General features: G+C 47.3%; 15 protein-coding genes. 8 read left to right on the top strand and 7 right to left on the bottom strand.

Annotation, left to right across the window (positions count from 1 at the left end):
* Nucleotides 1–93: 93 nt before the first annotated feature.
* The 4 genes from LEP1GSC061_RS05360 (at nucleotide 94) to LEP1GSC061_RS05345 (ending at nucleotide 3978) form a co-directional block, all read left to right on the top strand.
* Nucleotides 94–975 (top strand): DUF2225 domain-containing protein, encoded by an 882-nt coding sequence (locus LEP1GSC061_RS05360; protein ID WP_040508080.1) that lies wholly within the window; start codon nucleotides 94–96, stop codon nucleotides 973–975.
* Nucleotides 976–1064: 89 nt separating this feature from the next.
* A complete protein-coding gene (truA, locus tag LEP1GSC061_RS05355; protein ID WP_016544196.1) occupies nucleotides 1065–1895 on the top strand; it encodes a tRNA pseudouridine(38-40) synthase TruA in 831 nt (276 codons plus the stop codon).
* Nucleotides 1892–2716 carry a hypothetical protein gene (locus LEP1GSC061_RS05350; RefSeq protein ID WP_016545061.1) on the top strand — a complete coding sequence of 275 codons (825 nt, stop codon included), beginning with the start codon at nucleotides 1892–1894 and terminating at the stop codon, nucleotides 2714–2716. The genes truA and LEP1GSC061_RS05350 overlap by 4 nt, the downstream gene beginning before the upstream one ends.
* The gene (locus LEP1GSC061_RS05345) at nucleotides 2713–3978 is read left to right on the top strand and encodes an LIC11270 family surface protein (protein WP_016544950.1); all 1266 of its coding nucleotides are present in this window, start codon (nucleotides 2713–2715) and stop codon (nucleotides 3976–3978) included. The genes LEP1GSC061_RS05350 and LEP1GSC061_RS05345 overlap by 4 nt, the downstream gene beginning before the upstream one ends.
* Before the next feature lie 40 nt (nucleotides 3979–4018).
* Here the strand turns inward: LEP1GSC061_RS05345 and LEP1GSC061_RS05340 are convergent, their stop codons facing one another.
* From LEP1GSC061_RS05340 to LEP1GSC061_RS05325, 4 genes are read right to left on the bottom strand one after another with little or no spacing between them, the layout of a single operon-like run.
* Nucleotides 4019–5014 (bottom strand): adenosine kinase, encoded by a 996-nt coding sequence (locus LEP1GSC061_RS05340; RefSeq protein WP_016544786.1) that lies wholly within the window; start codon nucleotides 5012–5014, stop codon nucleotides 4019–4021.
* 34 nt (nucleotides 5015–5048) lie between these two features.
* On the bottom strand, nucleotides 5049–5960 hold the full coding sequence (locus tag LEP1GSC061_RS05335) for a 50S ribosomal protein L11 methyltransferase (RefSeq protein ID WP_016544437.1): 912 nt from the start codon (nucleotides 5958–5960) through the stop codon (nucleotides 5049–5051).
* Entirely contained in the window at nucleotides 5957–6733 is a 777-nt protein-coding gene (locus LEP1GSC061_RS05330; protein ID WP_016544293.1) for a PrsW family glutamic-type intramembrane protease, read from the bottom strand. Before LEP1GSC061_RS05330 ends, LEP1GSC061_RS05335 begins: the two co-directional genes overlap by 4 nt.
* Nucleotides 6730–8403: an energy transducer TonB family protein gene (locus tag LEP1GSC061_RS05325; RefSeq protein ID WP_040508192.1), complete on the bottom strand. Its 1674-nt coding sequence runs from the start codon at nucleotides 8401–8403 to the stop codon at nucleotides 6730–6732. The genes LEP1GSC061_RS05330 and LEP1GSC061_RS05325 overlap by 4 nt, the downstream gene beginning before the upstream one ends.
* 120 nt (nucleotides 8404–8523) lie before the next feature.
* On the opposite strand from LEP1GSC061_RS05325, the gene LEP1GSC061_RS05320 reads away from it, so the two are divergent.
* Nucleotides 8524–9921, top strand: a complete 1398-nt coding sequence (locus tag LEP1GSC061_RS05320) for a glycine--tRNA ligase (RefSeq protein WP_016544850.1) — start codon at nucleotides 8524–8526, stop codon at nucleotides 9919–9921.
* Here LEP1GSC061_RS05320 and LEP1GSC061_RS05315 read toward each other — a convergent pair whose 3' ends face one another.
* Nucleotides 9922–10746, bottom strand: coding sequence for a hypothetical protein (locus LEP1GSC061_RS05315; RefSeq protein ID WP_016544604.1), 825 nt, complete (start codon nucleotides 10744–10746; stop codon nucleotides 9922–9924).
* 129 nt (nucleotides 10747–10875) lie between these two features.
* On the opposite strand from LEP1GSC061_RS05315, the gene LEP1GSC061_RS05310 reads away from it, so the two are divergent.
* Nucleotides 10876–11367 (top strand): GNAT family N-acetyltransferase, encoded by a 492-nt coding sequence (locus LEP1GSC061_RS05310; RefSeq protein ID WP_016544359.1) that lies wholly within the window; start codon nucleotides 10876–10878, stop codon nucleotides 11365–11367.
* Nucleotides 11368–11415: 48 nt separating this feature from the next.
* Here LEP1GSC061_RS05310 and LEP1GSC061_RS05305 read toward each other — a convergent pair whose 3' ends face one another.
* On the bottom strand, nucleotides 11416–12042 hold the full coding sequence (locus tag LEP1GSC061_RS05305) for a CDGSH iron-sulfur domain-containing protein (RefSeq protein WP_016544980.1): 627 nt from the start codon (nucleotides 12040–12042) through the stop codon (nucleotides 11416–11418).
* 224 nt (nucleotides 12043–12266) lie between these two features.
* Here LEP1GSC061_RS05305 and LEP1GSC061_RS05295 point away from each other — a divergent pair, with 224 nt between their 5' ends.
* Together LEP1GSC061_RS05295 and LEP1GSC061_RS05290 are read left to right on the top strand one after the other, a co-directional pair.
* A complete protein-coding gene (locus tag LEP1GSC061_RS05295; protein ID WP_016545077.1) occupies nucleotides 12267–12863 on the top strand; it encodes a hypothetical protein in 597 nt (198 codons plus the stop codon).
* A gap of 10 nt (nucleotides 12864–12873) precedes the next feature.
* On the top strand, nucleotides 12874–13113 hold the full coding sequence (locus LEP1GSC061_RS05290; protein ID WP_016544753.1) for a hypothetical protein: 240 nt from the start codon (nucleotides 12874–12876) through the stop codon (nucleotides 13111–13113).
* Between the two features lie 50 nt (nucleotides 13114–13163).
* Here the strand turns inward: LEP1GSC061_RS05290 and LEP1GSC061_RS05285 are convergent, their stop codons facing one another.
* Nucleotides 13164–14300, bottom strand: a complete 1137-nt coding sequence (locus LEP1GSC061_RS05285; RefSeq protein WP_016544874.1) for a DUF1343 domain-containing protein — start codon at nucleotides 14298–14300, stop codon at nucleotides 13164–13166.
* Nucleotides 14301–14445 lie beyond the last annotated feature (145 nt).

The following is a 14445-nucleotide window of genomic DNA, read 5'->3' as shown; positions in this document are numbered from 1 at the left end:
TCAACCCGAAAATCGTGCTTTTCTTCTTAGTCTATCGGTTAGAATACGGTGAGAATTGACGCTTTCGGGACGATTTTTCCCGAAATTCTTCTTATGACAGCAACCGCACTCGCACAAGGCAAGAAAATCTCCTTCCGGAATAAGGAGGACACCGTTTGCCCGATTTGCAGCGAAGTCCACCAAAGGGAAAGTATGTTCCAAGGCGGAGGAAGGCTAATTGCAGGCAAACTCACCCAGGAATTACGTCGCTTATACGAAAAAAACAAAAAATTCGGTAGAGTTTCCCCCAACGATTATGTTCTGAGCGTTTGTCCCCGTTGTCTTTATACTTCATTTTCTAAAGATTGGTCTACTTTAGATGCGGATGAACTCGCAAAATTGAGAGAATCCGCGGAGAGCAGACGTAAAAACATAGAGTCCATCATGGGACCTACCGATTTTTACCAGGATAGAAATCTGATCCTGGGAGCAGCATCTTATCTACTAGCCATCGAATGCTACCAAGCCAGAAAGGTTACGGTAGCTCCTACTCCTAAAAAAGCGGTCTGCGCGGTACGCGGCGCCTGGTATTTCGACGATGTGAATGCCGAATTTCCAGGGATGGGCTACGACAAGATCCGAGACCTTCTCTACCAAAAATCGGCAGGTTGGTACACGGACACCATGGAGATCATGCAATCCGGTTCCGAACCCGTAGACGCGGCTTCCTATCTTTTAGGTCCGGATACGGACAAGAACTGGGGTTTCGACGGAGTCATTTATCTTTCCGCCTATCTTACCATGAAATTCAAGGAAGAACTCGCCTCCGACGCGGCTTCCAAATTGAACCTTCTCATCCGTGCTAAGAGAACTCTTTCCAGACTCTACGGTTCCGGAAAGGCCTCCAAATCCAAACCTTCCGTGATCATAGACATGGCCAAGGAACTCTACGACGAGTACAATAAAATCATCGAAGAGATGGGCGGAGAAAAATAGGCCCGTTGCATTTCGGCTCCTTCTTCCCTTACCGCGTTCCCTTCTCTCCGAACCGCCTTCGGACTCTAGGATTAGATTTTTAGAATACGATGACGACAGAATATCCTAGAAACTACGCATTATTATTGGAATTCGACGGGGGCGCATTCTTCGGATACCAAAGCCAAAGACAATCTCCCACGGTTCAGGAAGAAGTGGAGAAGGCTCTCGCTATTCTATTAAAGAAATCCGTACGCATTTGGGGTGCCGGCAGAACGGACACGGGTGTACATGCGAAAGGAATGGTGGTAAATTTCAAAACCGAAACTCCCATACAAAATCTTTCCAAGTTCCTTTTAGGCATGAATGCACTCACCGACCGGGGTCTGTCCATCCAAGGAATCACGGAAGTTCCCTTAGAGTTCAATTCCCAATTCTCCTGCACTGCGAGAGAATATGAATATCTGCTCTTAAACGCCAGATTTCCGCGTCCCGTTTGGAAAAACAGAGCCTTCTGGTCCCAACATCGGATTGACGTTTCCCGCTTAAGAGAAGAACTGGAACTATTAAAAGGTGAGCACGATTTTCGAAGCCTGGCCAAAGCCACTTCGATGAGGAACCGAAGGACTACGACTCGGGTCATTTACGATGCAAGCCTGGAAGAAAGCGTAGAGGAACCGGGGCTTTTCCGCTTGAAGATCAAGGCGAACGGATTCCTGCATAATATGATCCGGATATTGACCGGAACGCTTTTCGAAATTGCGATACAGAAGCGCAAAGAGACGAATATATTGAAAGTACTTTCCTCCAAAGACAGAACGATCGCGGGCACCACGCTTCCTCCCTACGGATTGTACTTTTTAAGAGCGTATTACGAAAAATTCCCCGAAATCGACAAAATGTACCGGGAAAGGGACGAATTCCAAGGAGTCCCGAGATGAAACGGATTTTCTTTCTCGCGATCACCTTTCTCCCTTGGGCGTCCCTATTCGCTGTCCCGGAGCAATTGGACTCCAAGGCTCTGAAATATCTAGGAGCGAACCAAATCCAAGGCCCCAGTCCTTTTCCTAAAATGGGAAATAGTTTTCGTAACGGAGAACTCTTGGCCCAGGCGGGAAATCTTCCTTCTTCCGGTCTGACCAGAACGGAAAAGAAAGACAATAAGAATGCGGACGGAGAAGAAGAAGAGGAGGAGGAACTCCCTAGCTTTTACGATAACCGCAAACCGGAAATCGGGTTTTGGATCGGCGCCTCGAATCCTATGCCCGGCTCGGATGCACAAAAATATTTGGATACGACTCTGGGAGGAGGTCTTTTTTATAGGATCCCCTGGCCTTGGATTTTCTATTTGGAATTCGGAGGATCTTACTCCAATTATCTCTCCCGATCGGAAAGGGCTCTCACCACGATTCCGGTCTACGGAGCCTTATGTTATAAACTTCCCCTGGAGATTCCCATTACATTCATCGTAAAGGCGGGAGGGGGAGAAACCTATGTGGTCGCAAGACCCGCGAATACCGCACGCTGGGATAAGTCTTTATTTGCCGGACTCGAGGCGAGTTTCATCGCAGGAAAGAAAATTCGGATTGGAATCCGTTTGGACTACAATAAGATCTACGAATCCGATTTGGAAGCACCCGCAGAGACCAAATATCCTTACTTGGGTCCTAGCGTGGATCCCAGATTGAGTAACCCGTACTACTATAATAAAGTGGATACGGAATTCTTCCATTTCGGTTTGATGGTGAGTTTGTTCCTATGAGTCAGAAAAATTTCGGCAGATTCGCGCTACTTCTCGCTTTAGTCCTTTCCTCCGAAGGATGCAAGGTAGGTCATTGGTGGGGAAATGCAACGGATGATCCCGTAGTAAGTACGTTATTCAATAACCGTATGCTTCTACTCATGAAAGGGACTTACGCTACGGATAATCCTCTGGATTTTTCGGAGTATAATAACGGAACGGGAGACTTTTACAAGGATCCAACCGGGGATCCTACTTTCAACCTAACGAGTCTCCCTAAAGCGTCCGCTCTTCCGATCTACATAGACATAGGAGAAGTTAGAATCTCCTCCAAATACCAGGACGGACTCGGAGGTCTTTCCCAGATCCGTACCGCTAAGGCCGCTAAGGAATTCTGGGACAATATCGCTCCGAACCGGGAAGTCTATTGTACGCAACCGTATACGGTGAATTCCAATACTTGCCGCCAACAAAACGGTGAATTCAAAATGGTGCAATTCCTCAACGGGGATGGGGCGGAATTTCCTTCCAACGATCCTACTGCCGGAACTTCCAACGGATTGCCCAGCCAATACTATTATACCGGAACCTATATCCGTTCCTTGGTTACCGGATGGGGAAATTCTCCGGGAGTGGACCTGACCAAGGTGACTTTCTTCGACAACTACGGAGTGTACGGATTCAATATAGTTCCGAGGATGGCCTATAAGCCGGGAACTACGGACAAGTCCACTTATCCCCTGATCTTTCCTCTTCTCTATTCCGTTCAGGAGGGAGAAGGAGATATGGAATTCAAACCGGGATACGAGCCTTATATCTTCGAGGTAAGAATGAATCTTAAAGAAAACTTAATGGTCCATTCTATCACTGCCGCAGACGGAAGTACGGCGGCCTCTCTGATTTCGGTAAGCGACTGGAATGTCAACCACGCGGGACAATCCGATATGGGAGGGGGCTTACTTTCCCGTTCCAGGACCATTTATCCCAATTCGGCATCCTCTCTCTCGATTACCGGCGGATCCGGAAACTTAACGCATTACTTCGCAATCTATAGGGAAAATGAAACGGATATTCTGGAAAAACTTCCCTTAGCTGCCTCTCCCGCGAGAAGCGGAACAGTGAAAATCAAATATATCAATCCTGGAATCCACAAACTCTACTGTTTATCGGATACTTCCTATGTGGACGGATTTCCGGATACGATCGTAGGAACCCCCCTCACCTTCTCCGTTCCGGAAAACGGGAACATGAACACGATTCCTCTTACTTATTCCTGCCCTTGAGCCTTGGCGCCGCCGGATGAACGACGACGGCGCGATATCTTTAAAGTTTTCCTAATATCTCTTCTTGACGGCCCATGAGTCGGACAGAAAGTCTCGGTCCGATTTCCTGAACGATACGGGAAGCCACGTAATTTCCCCATTTCGCGGAATTCTCGGAAGAATATCCATGAGTGAGTCCGTATAAAACCCCTGCCGCAAAGGAATCCCCCGCTCCGGTCGTATCCAGAAGCTTATTTACCGGAAAGCCGCTTACATGACGGATATTTCCCTTTTCGGAAACGAAGGCTCCGTTCGCGCTATCCGTCATCATGACCGTATCACAAAGTCCCGCGATGAACTTAAGCGCTTCCTCTTTGGATTCCGTCTCGGCCAAGGCCTTCGCTTCTTCCGCATTACAAAAAACTAAATCGCAATAATCCTTGGTCAGTCGGATGAAATCCTCCCGAGAACGATTCACGCAGAAAGGATCACTATAAGTCATGGAAACTTTGACTCCCGCTTTCTTGGATTCCTCCATTGTGACAAGACATGCCTCTTTGGTGGAAGGACCGTCCCAAAGATAACCTTCCAGATAGGAATACCCGGAAACTTTGAGTCTATCCAAATCCAAATCGTTTTTAGTGAGAGTGCTTGAGATTCCCAAATGGGTAAGCATGGTTCTTTCCGCGTCCGGAGTCGTCAGAATCACGCAAGTGCCCGTATGACCTTCGTTAGAAGGCTTTACTTCGAAGACGATCCCCGCCTTCTCCATATCCTGTTTATAGAATTCTCCGTACGCGTCTTCGGAGACCTTTCCGGTATAGCAACCGGTTCCTCCGGAATTCGCAATCGAAATCATCGTGTTCGCCGCGCTTCCGCCGGAACGAAGTTCTTTTTTGATCCCTTCCAGTTCGGTGAGGACCTTTCCTTGGGTCTCCGCATCCACCAGAGTCATCACTCCTTTGGACCAACCCAGTTTTTTCAAGATGGATTCTTCGGTCAGTGCGAGTATGTCCACTAGCGCGTTTCCAACGCCGAATACGTCGTAATGTTTCATTCTATCTCCAATTTTCGAATATTAGATTCTTATTTTATTCGGGGCGTACCCATTCCAGGAGTTCCCATCCGTTCCAAGACGCTTCGTACACCAAGGATCCTCCCACATGAGTGGCCAGAAGTTCCAGGAATTCCTCCTTCCTTTCGGTGATGACCCCGCTGAACAAATAATGCTTTGTGCGAATGGAAGCAATCTTCTCTATATTCGCCTTTAATACCGCGAAAGTGATATTCGCAATGCACAGATCGAAATTCTCTTCCTGAACCGCAGGATAATCGAAACCGCCCTCGTCCACGAACAGGATACTTTCCGGAATTCCGTTCTCATCCCGATTGAATACCGAGGAACGCACGGCATTCGGGTCTATATCCACCGCGAGTATACCGGAAGTGCCGAGCTTGGAAGCGGCAACGGAAAGAATTCCGGAACCTGTTCCGACGTCCACGATCCGTTTTCCTTTTAAATCCAGATCTCCTAATCGGGAAAGAACGAGTCTTGTAGTCTCGTGGTGTCCGGTTCCGAAGGCTAATCCCGGATTGATATAGACCGGAACGGAAGTCTCCGTAGGAGAAGGGGATTTTTTCTCCCAATCCTCTTTTTCCCAGGTGGGAACCACCCAAAAGACTCCGACGGAAAACGGTTTATAAAATTCTTTATAAGCTTCTTCGTATTCTTTGGTTTCTATCCAACGGGATTCTGCAAAGGAATTTCCGGCGGCTACTGCCTGGAGATAAACCCAGATCTTTGCCTCTGAATTGTGATCGTCCTCCGCGAGATAAACTCGAATCGGAGTGTGATCGGATATGATCTCCTCTCCCGGTTTACGCGCCTCTTCCCGATCGAACAGGATTTCATAATATCCGGCAACTTGCCATTCGTCCAAATAGGCGGAAAATTCTTCGGCAAAATCTTTGGGAATGGAAACCCTTACTTCCTTATATTTCACCGGGCCGTCCCGGGTAATTCGGACCTGTAGGACTCTTCTGCGCCGAGGAGTTCCACGTCCATTGGTTCGTTATTCTCGATGTACATTCTTCTATCCTTGACGATCCAAACCCAGATCCCTACGAATAAGGCCGCTGCGATCCATAATCCGAATCGGCCGCTGGGAAACACGAAAAAATCGAATAAGCCGTGTTGTGAAACCGCGAGGAAAAACGCTTTGGTAAGATACCAGACCCTTTCTCCTAGAGGTTTTCCGTTACTCTTAATCAAAAACATGGAAAAACAAAGATTGATCAGCAAATGAGCGTTAGACGACATCAACGTCCTACTAATAAACGTTGTGATTCTTTCGTTATCGGTGGCTCTGCCGATGTATTGGTAATTTTCCACTCCCGCAAAACCCAAGGCCACAAATCCTCCGACGAGAAACGCTTCCGGGCGAAACCGGGAAGTCTCCCTGTCGAAGGCGGCAATCAGGGAAAATCCCAGAATCAGAATCGATTTGCATGCTTCTTCCATCATTCCAGCCTGAACGAAGGCGAGAAAAGCGGTTTGGGAAAGTAGAGACTTAACGGCTTTCTTGGAAGTTTCGGCAACTTCTGTCGGCCATAGAATGGAATTCAATTTGAGGACGAGTTCCGTAGAGGCCCAACCCAAACCTAAGGCGACCAGAACGACCAAAATCAATCTAGGAAAATCCTTTTTAGGATGAGTAACGATCAAATAAAAGGCCCAGGGGAGAATACTGATTATGGCAAGTAGTTCTACGCTCATAGCTCCTCCATATAACGACCGTCGAACATCATCACCAGGTCTCTTTGCAAGTCGGTAGGCATAGCGTCCGGATTGATGGCCCCGTTCCAAAAAAGTTCCGTCACTCGGATATATCCTTTCGTGCCTGGAGGCGGCATCATTGGAGAAAGATTCTCTATCAACTCCAATGTCCTTCTATCCTGGTCCGGATATTCGGAATGCTGCACGAGCTCCACATCCACCACCTCGCCTTCGGGTGTGATCGTATAAGCGACTACACAGGAATAATTCGGAGGTGCGCTTTTCCAATAATCCATAAAGGATTCGTAGGTCCTCATTTTCGCGGAAATATAATTGGAATACGTAGGAGGAAGCTTCTTCCCTTTGATGCGCTTCACTTCTCCCTTGACTCTTCCTTCGTCGGCGGGTTTTTCGTTCGGCACCTTCTCCCCTTGTCGGGTGGTAGGAGTCTCCGTGCCGGTGATCACGCTTCCGTTCAGTCCGGAGACCTCGTCCGGAATATTCGGGTCGATAAAATAAAACTCCGCATGGCTATCCGGATTGTAATGACTATCCGGCCTATCCTGTTTGGAAGAATCCTTTTGCCTCACCATCATAGTGGGAATGATCAATATGAGTGCGAGAATAATGAGATGGACGAGAACGCTGAATGCCAAGTTGTTCGCGAACCCCGGACGCAAACCGCGAGAAGGAAGTTGAGTGAGGAAAGACCTTCTTAAAAGCCATCCGGAAAATCCGATCGTAGCGATAATGAATGCCAAGGCGATGGCCCAAGGAATAAAGGAAGCGGCGGTCTCGAAGAATTTCTTATCGGGTATCCCGGGTTTTAAACCCAGAGCGGCTAGGAATCGGATTCCGAATGCCGGCTCCAGCCAAGAAAAGAAGAAGGTCGCGAAGAATAGCCAAAATAAAAGATAAACGAATAGAATCGGAAATCCTCTCCACAAATTTCCGCAATAAACATGTCCCCAACCCGGGAGAAGAAAGTCCCGGATCTTGGCGTATCTTCTTTTCTTTGCCGCGTCTAAACTATCCCCCGTCTCGGAGGCTCTGGAAACTCGGACCTGCTTTACAAACCAGGCCCAGGGTCTTCGGAATAAAAACACCGGCCGTCTTGCGGACATCATTCCCGCCACGGCGATCAACCATGGAAAGAAAATCCAAAGACTGTCGGAGAACGCAAGAAAAGGAGCCATCTTTGCCCGGAGTTTCACGTTATACGATAATAAGGAGGTGAATACTAGGACGCAGGCCAAAGCGAGTAGGATAAAAATCGGATTCAAAATGGGTGGATTCGGTTCTCCGGTCTTCAGACGGGAACGAACGAATCTATATTGTCCGGTGAGAATAAATAGTCCGATGAAAAAAAGAAGAACTAGAACCAAGGATCCGTATGCTTTGGACTCTTCCGGAATTACGAGGATCAGTAGGCTTAAGATTTGCTCGAAGTTCGAGGAGTAAATCTGTAGGACCTCCAACGGAATGAGAACCGATGAGATCGCGATTTGTAATACGATCGAGGAGAAGGCGTTACGGCGGATTTCCCTGTCCTTAGGAAAGGCGAAGAGTACTCCGATCGGAAAGAATATACCGAAACCTACGAAGGGAGAGATCCAGGAGAGAAAATTGACCCCCCAGGCTACGATTTTTCGTTTTTGGGATTCATCCATCTTTTGTCTCAAGCACCCTTGTCCATTGGACCTCATTGCGTTCCGAACGCAAACAAGAATTGGCGATAACTTCGGGAATTTAATACTTTATCGCGAATCCTATTCGATAATCTATGGACTATGGAGAAAAAAGAAACCTTAGATTCCTCCCTGAAGGACATCGTATCCGTTTGTAAAAGAAGAGGATTCGTTTATCCCGGTTCCGAAATTTACGGAGGACTTTCCAACACTTTCGATTACGGCCCTTACGGAGCCGAACTTCTCCATAACCTAAAACGACTCTGGTGGAAACATTTCGTCCATCTCAGGGAAGATGTGGTCGGTCTGGACTCCTCCATTCTTCTCAATCCCAAAGTTTGGGAAGCCTCGGGTCACGTTTCCAACTTCAACGACCCTCTCATCGATTGTAAAAATTGTAAGGCAAGGATACGCGCCGACAAATTCTTAGAGGACCAGAAGGGAGAAGGCGCCGCCACCGGACTCACTCTGGAAAAAATGAACGAGGTAATCAAGGCCGGAAATTTTCCCTGCCCTACCTGCGGAAACAAAGGTAACTTTACCGAAGCCCGCGACTTCAACCTGATGTTCAAGACTTCTCACGGAGCCTCCGCGGAGGATGCACAGGACATTTATCTTCGTCCTGAAACCGCCCAAGGTATATTCATCAATTTTAAGAATGTGGTCTCCACCACCCGTAACAAAGTCCCCTTCGGTATCGCCCAGATAGGAAAGTCCTTCCGAAACGAAATCATGGCGAGACAGTTCGTCTTCCGCACCAGAGAGTTCGAACAAATGGAGATGGAATTCTTCTGCGAACCGGGGACCCAAAAGGAATGGTTCTCCCATTGGGTGGATTATTGCGTGAAGTTCCTAGTGGAACAAGTGGGAATCAAAAAAGAAAACCTAAAGATCCGGGAGCATGAAAAAGAGGAGCTCTCCTTTTATAGCGAAGCGACTTCCGATATCGAATACAAATACGGATTCGGTTGGGGAGAGCTCTGGGGTATCGCTTCCCGCACGGATTACGATCTTTCCCAACATGAAAAATTCTCCGGAGAAGACCTGAAGTATAACGACCAGGTCGCAGGAAAAAAATACATTCCTTACGTCGTGGAACCAGCGCTCGGCCTCAACCGACTCTTCTTGGCGACCATAACGGACGCGTATGCTGAGGAAAAACTTCCCGACGGAGAGATTAGGACAGTACTACGTTTCGCTCCCCAAGTCGCTCCCGTAAAAATCGCGATCTTCCCTCTTATGAAAAAAGACGGACTCCCAGAGCTCGCCAAATCCATATTCGCGGATCTTTCCAAACTAGGAAATATAGAATACGACGAGGGGGCCGCCATAGGAAAGCGTTACAGAAGACAGGACGAGATCGGAACCCCTTATTGCATCACGGTAGATTACGATTCCTTAAAGGACCAAACCGTTACGGTTCGGGAAAGGGACAGTATGAATCAAGAAAGGGTTCCCGTTCAGAATCTGAAGGCGTATTTCGCGGAAAGAATCCTTTAATCAAGGTTTATAATGCCGGACGTCGTCCCTGCATTCCTGCCCCAAGATCAGAGGATTGGAAGGATTCATCAGATTTACTGCGGTATCCGACAGGCCCCAATACATTCCGCAGAGAGAATTCGTACAATGATTTCCGTGAGCGGTATCCTGGTGAGCCGTATACATGGGGATTCCGGAATTGACTAAACCTAAAGCGTGAGATAGCTCGTGCGTTACGGTCATCTGCTCCGCCTTTTTTACCTTATCGGGAGAAAGTGAATCGTTATAGTTTTGAATGACTTCCTTAAAAAGGAAAATCGCAGGTGCTCTCAAACCCGGGGTTCCCGAAATAGTCACTCCTATCACTCCGGGAGATCCGTCCAGATGTCCCTGAACGAATGCGATAAAAAAATTAGCGGTGGAAAAGCTGGAAGATTTCCTTCTATACGAGGACTCCAAAGCCAAGAGCTGAGGGATCGTCCAACTCGTCTTTAGTTGGTCGGGAAATTCGGTCATATCGCTTAGATCCGTAGGAACCGTAACTCCCACGTTATACGATCTATCCGCGAAAATATCGGCAAGATTCTTATAAGTGACGCTCCAAACAGAATAGGAGCCCGGATAAGCGAATACTCCAGTATAGGGTTCCGCTCCCGTTTCATAAGCGACTTCCACGCCCACATCCCGCACCGAAGAGAAATAGACCGAGGACCTGTCCGGATCCTGGGATATCAGATAATCGATGGCGATATATTGGTATACTGCGGGCGGTAACTCTGAACTTTTATTTGTATCGCAGGCTATACAAAAAGTCAGGAGAATCAGGATCGGAAACCTAAAAAGCATTTATACCTTCGCCTTCTTATAACACATAGACGATGTCGATTTGCAATTTTTTTTGTTTTTCTTTCGTAAACAAAAACGGCAAAAGAAAAAGGCTCCCCAAAGAACGTATTCCAAAAAATCATTCTAACGATGCAAAATCCCTCGTTTACGGTACGTCCCATTCTTCCCGAACATAGGGAAGAAACCATAGAAATTGTGAACCAATTCTTTAGGATGCTGAATCAACTTCCTTTGGACGGAATTTTTAGAGTCCGCCCTAGAGCCGCCACTAAGATGGTGGATATCTATTTAAAGCTAAGGGGCACGGAAAAAATCGTTTTTATCGGAGGCTTTCTGGAGGAGGAACTCGTTTCCATTCTAATCGCAAGAGTGGAAGAGAAACCCTATCTAGAAGAGGAGAAGAATCTTTTCATAGACCTCGCAGTCACCAAGCAAGGAAAAAGGAAGTCCGGTTTCATGAGGCCTCTCGTCGAGGAGACCTTTCGTTGGGCCAAGGAAAACGGAATCCAGGCGGTGGAACTCAGAGCAGTAACCCGGAACGAAGGCGCGGTCGAATTTTGGAAAAAGATGGGTTTCGATCCGTTCTATATCCGATTCCGCAAATCAGTAGGCGACCGATAATTTTTTTTCGAAAAGCTAATTTTTAAAATTCTAATATTCTTTCCGAACCTAGGATTTGAATCCGTTCGTTTTATGGGTTCCGTCGCAATAGGGTTTATTGGAGGATCCGCCGCAACGACACAAATAAGTGTCCGTGGTACGATTCGTAACCCTCCCCGTTCCTGCACAGATTTCCAGATTGCCCGTTACATGCAATGGACCGTTTAGAGCGGGCTTGATCCTTAATTTTCCGTTCCGATTCTCCAACGGTTTCGCATCCAGAGACTCCGGCTCTCCGGTGGCCTTAAATCCTATCCCCACATGGCTTGCATCGCAAAAGGGTTTATTATTGGAAGCGCCGCATCTACAAAGTGTGAATCGAAATCCGGAAGGACTTCCTACTAATTCCATATCTGCATGAAACGCGAGGGGTCCGTTTTCTCGGATACGAACCACGTTTACGAAAGGTGCGATCTCGGCGTAACTAGGATCCACCGGTTTGAATTGGATGGCGCCGGAAGGACAATTCTGAGCCAGAGCCCGTATTTCCTCCACGCTAGCTTTATCCGGATAAATCCATTCTCCTTCCACATTCGGAACGAATACGTCGGGCCGATCCAGGACGCAATGGCGAGAATGAATGCACTTCTTTCCCTCGAATAGAATGGTCGCGTCCTTACCCGGAACTGTTTCCATACTTTCCCCCCTCTATTTTCCTAAGCTTAGCGTTTTATGCCTAATGCGAATTCGGGAACATCCTACACGGATGGAAAATAAATAAAAGGAAATATTCTTTTTACTCTAAGGAAGATGGAAAATACCACATCGGAATGCTTGCTTTCTGTACTGCTTCGTTCTATTCTTAGCCATAGCGGATCGATTTTCTCCGAAAAATCCCCGTAACCAATTAGGTAGTATCGATGAGCAAAGGTTATCATTCTCGCTCTCCCGAAGAGTTCCAGGAATTCCTGAAAAAATCCAGGGAAGCCGGTAAAAGCAAGAATCGATCCAAACTGATTCTGTTCTTCGATGTGATCCTTCTACTTTTCATTTTCGCGGTGGTCGCAAGACTACTAAACCCCCTCGCCTTCACGGGACAAACCGAATCCAAGGAAGTTCCTTGGGAAGAACTCCAACTTAGGGTTACTTCCAGCCGAGAGGCGGGTAAGGATTTACCCGTATTCTTTCTATTCGCAAAAAACCAAGGTAAGGTTTCTCGCGAATTTCCTTCCAAGGAAGAATCCCTGAGCCTTAGGATCTCCGCCGGAGACGGACTGAATTGTTTGTCGGAGGTCCTACATTTTTCGGAGAGAAGGATCGAACCGGGAAGCACGGAGTATTTTCGTTATTCTCCCGACGAGTCCAAACAAGCCGCCCTTCCTCCCGAATGCAAGGTCGCTCAGAAATCCATGTGGAATAATATTACGAAAGCCTTTCAAAAGGAAAAGCAGAGAAGAATGGAAATGCAGGTCTCTAAGGATCGCAAATCGATTTCTTTGGAGATACAAAACTTCTGAGGGAAATGAAATGAACGAAGAAATCCAGGCTCTGAATCGAATCGTAGCCATAGTGGACGATAAGGCTAGTCTCTTTAAAAAGGATTGGAGAGATATGCCCAAGGTGCGCGCAGTTACCGAAAGAAAACTGATCCTGGATCTGATCGGAAACGCTCTACAATTGGCTAAGAATGTAAAACCTAGCCCTACGGATTTATTGGGAGATCTGCAAAAACTAAAGAAAGAATTCGAGAATCTTCCCATCGGTTAAAAGAAACCGGTTTCGATCGGAAGGTTCCTATTCTTCCTTAAGCGCCGAGTCTATCTATAGGAAGAAGTGTCCTTCTCCCACTTTCTCTCCGCCTCTTCCGTATAATCCCGGATTTCGGAATAACTTCTTTTTCCGTCCAAATATTCCAGTAGGAACTTATCTCCTACCAAAAGTTGGATCGCAGGCAGATCGGACCGGAATTCGTAAGGTCCTTGTAGGAACTCGAAATCCTCGGGATACGTTTCCCGGATCGTTCTTAGGAAATGCAGACCGAATAAAAGACTATGGAATTTTTTAGGTCGATCCAATAGGATTTGGTATCCGCCGCATATTTTTCCCGCGTGCTTATGGAAGGTGGGCATGTATTTCAGAGGACGTAATCTGAAGTTTCCTTTCTGCTTCTCCTCCAACTTATCCAACAAGTTCCGATCCAGATCGTTTATATAAGGAGCGCCGAAAGTTTCGAAGGGACGAGTGGTGCCTCTTCCTTCGGATAGGTTCGTTCCTTCCAGAAGACAGAGTCCGGAATAAACGAAACAAGTGGTCAAGGCCGGAATATTCGGAGAAGGAGGAACCCAAAGGAATGGATCGAATTTTTTCGGATAAATCTTCCACCGCTTCAATTCCAAATCCAAGGAAAAGCGATCCTTATAATATTCCAACAGAGCTCCTGTGGAAAGGCCGTGTCTGTGCAAGGTCCCTTGCACTCCTACAAACGAGGCGTATTCGGTCTCCAGAGGAGTTCCTTCCATTTTTTTTCCGGCCGGGTTCGGAGAATCCGCCACGACGATCTTGATTTTTCCTTTGCCGGAACGGGAGATCGCATCGGCCGCCTGCATCGCGTAAAGCGCACTAGTCAGAAAGGTATAATAACGGGCCCCTACGTCTCTGATATCGATGAATAGAACGTCCAACCCGGATAGAGCGGATTCGTTGGGAACGAGGCTGGACTCGGTATCTCCGTAGAGATTCAATATTTCCGTTTCTCCCAAATCGTACAAAAGTCCGGACCCGGAAATTTGGTCTTGCAACTCCGCGAAGAGCCCATGCTCCGGAAGAAAGAGTTTCTTTAGTCCGTATTTTTTCTGGATGCTTCGGAAATGGTAGTCGTGGTTCCAACCGTAGGCGCTTTGGTTGGTAAGCATTCCTATGGATGCGCCCCCGAAGAGAGAGTCCGTTTTCTTCATTTTGATTTTGGAGTTTTCTCGCGGATCTTCCGCGAGTCAAGCAAGACACAAAAGAGGAAGCCGCCATAGTTTTTCGCAAAGATTTCCGAAGTCCGTTTTTGGCGGAAAGCTTAGAAAAAGAGTTTCCCTTATCGACGAAGGATAG

The organism is Leptospira wolffii serovar Khorat str. Khorat-H2 (assembly GCF_000306115.2).
GTDB lineage: Bacteria > Spirochaetota > Leptospiria > Leptospirales > Leptospiraceae > Leptospira_B > Leptospira_B wolffii.
This window is presented reverse-complemented; position numbering and strand designations above follow the sequence as displayed.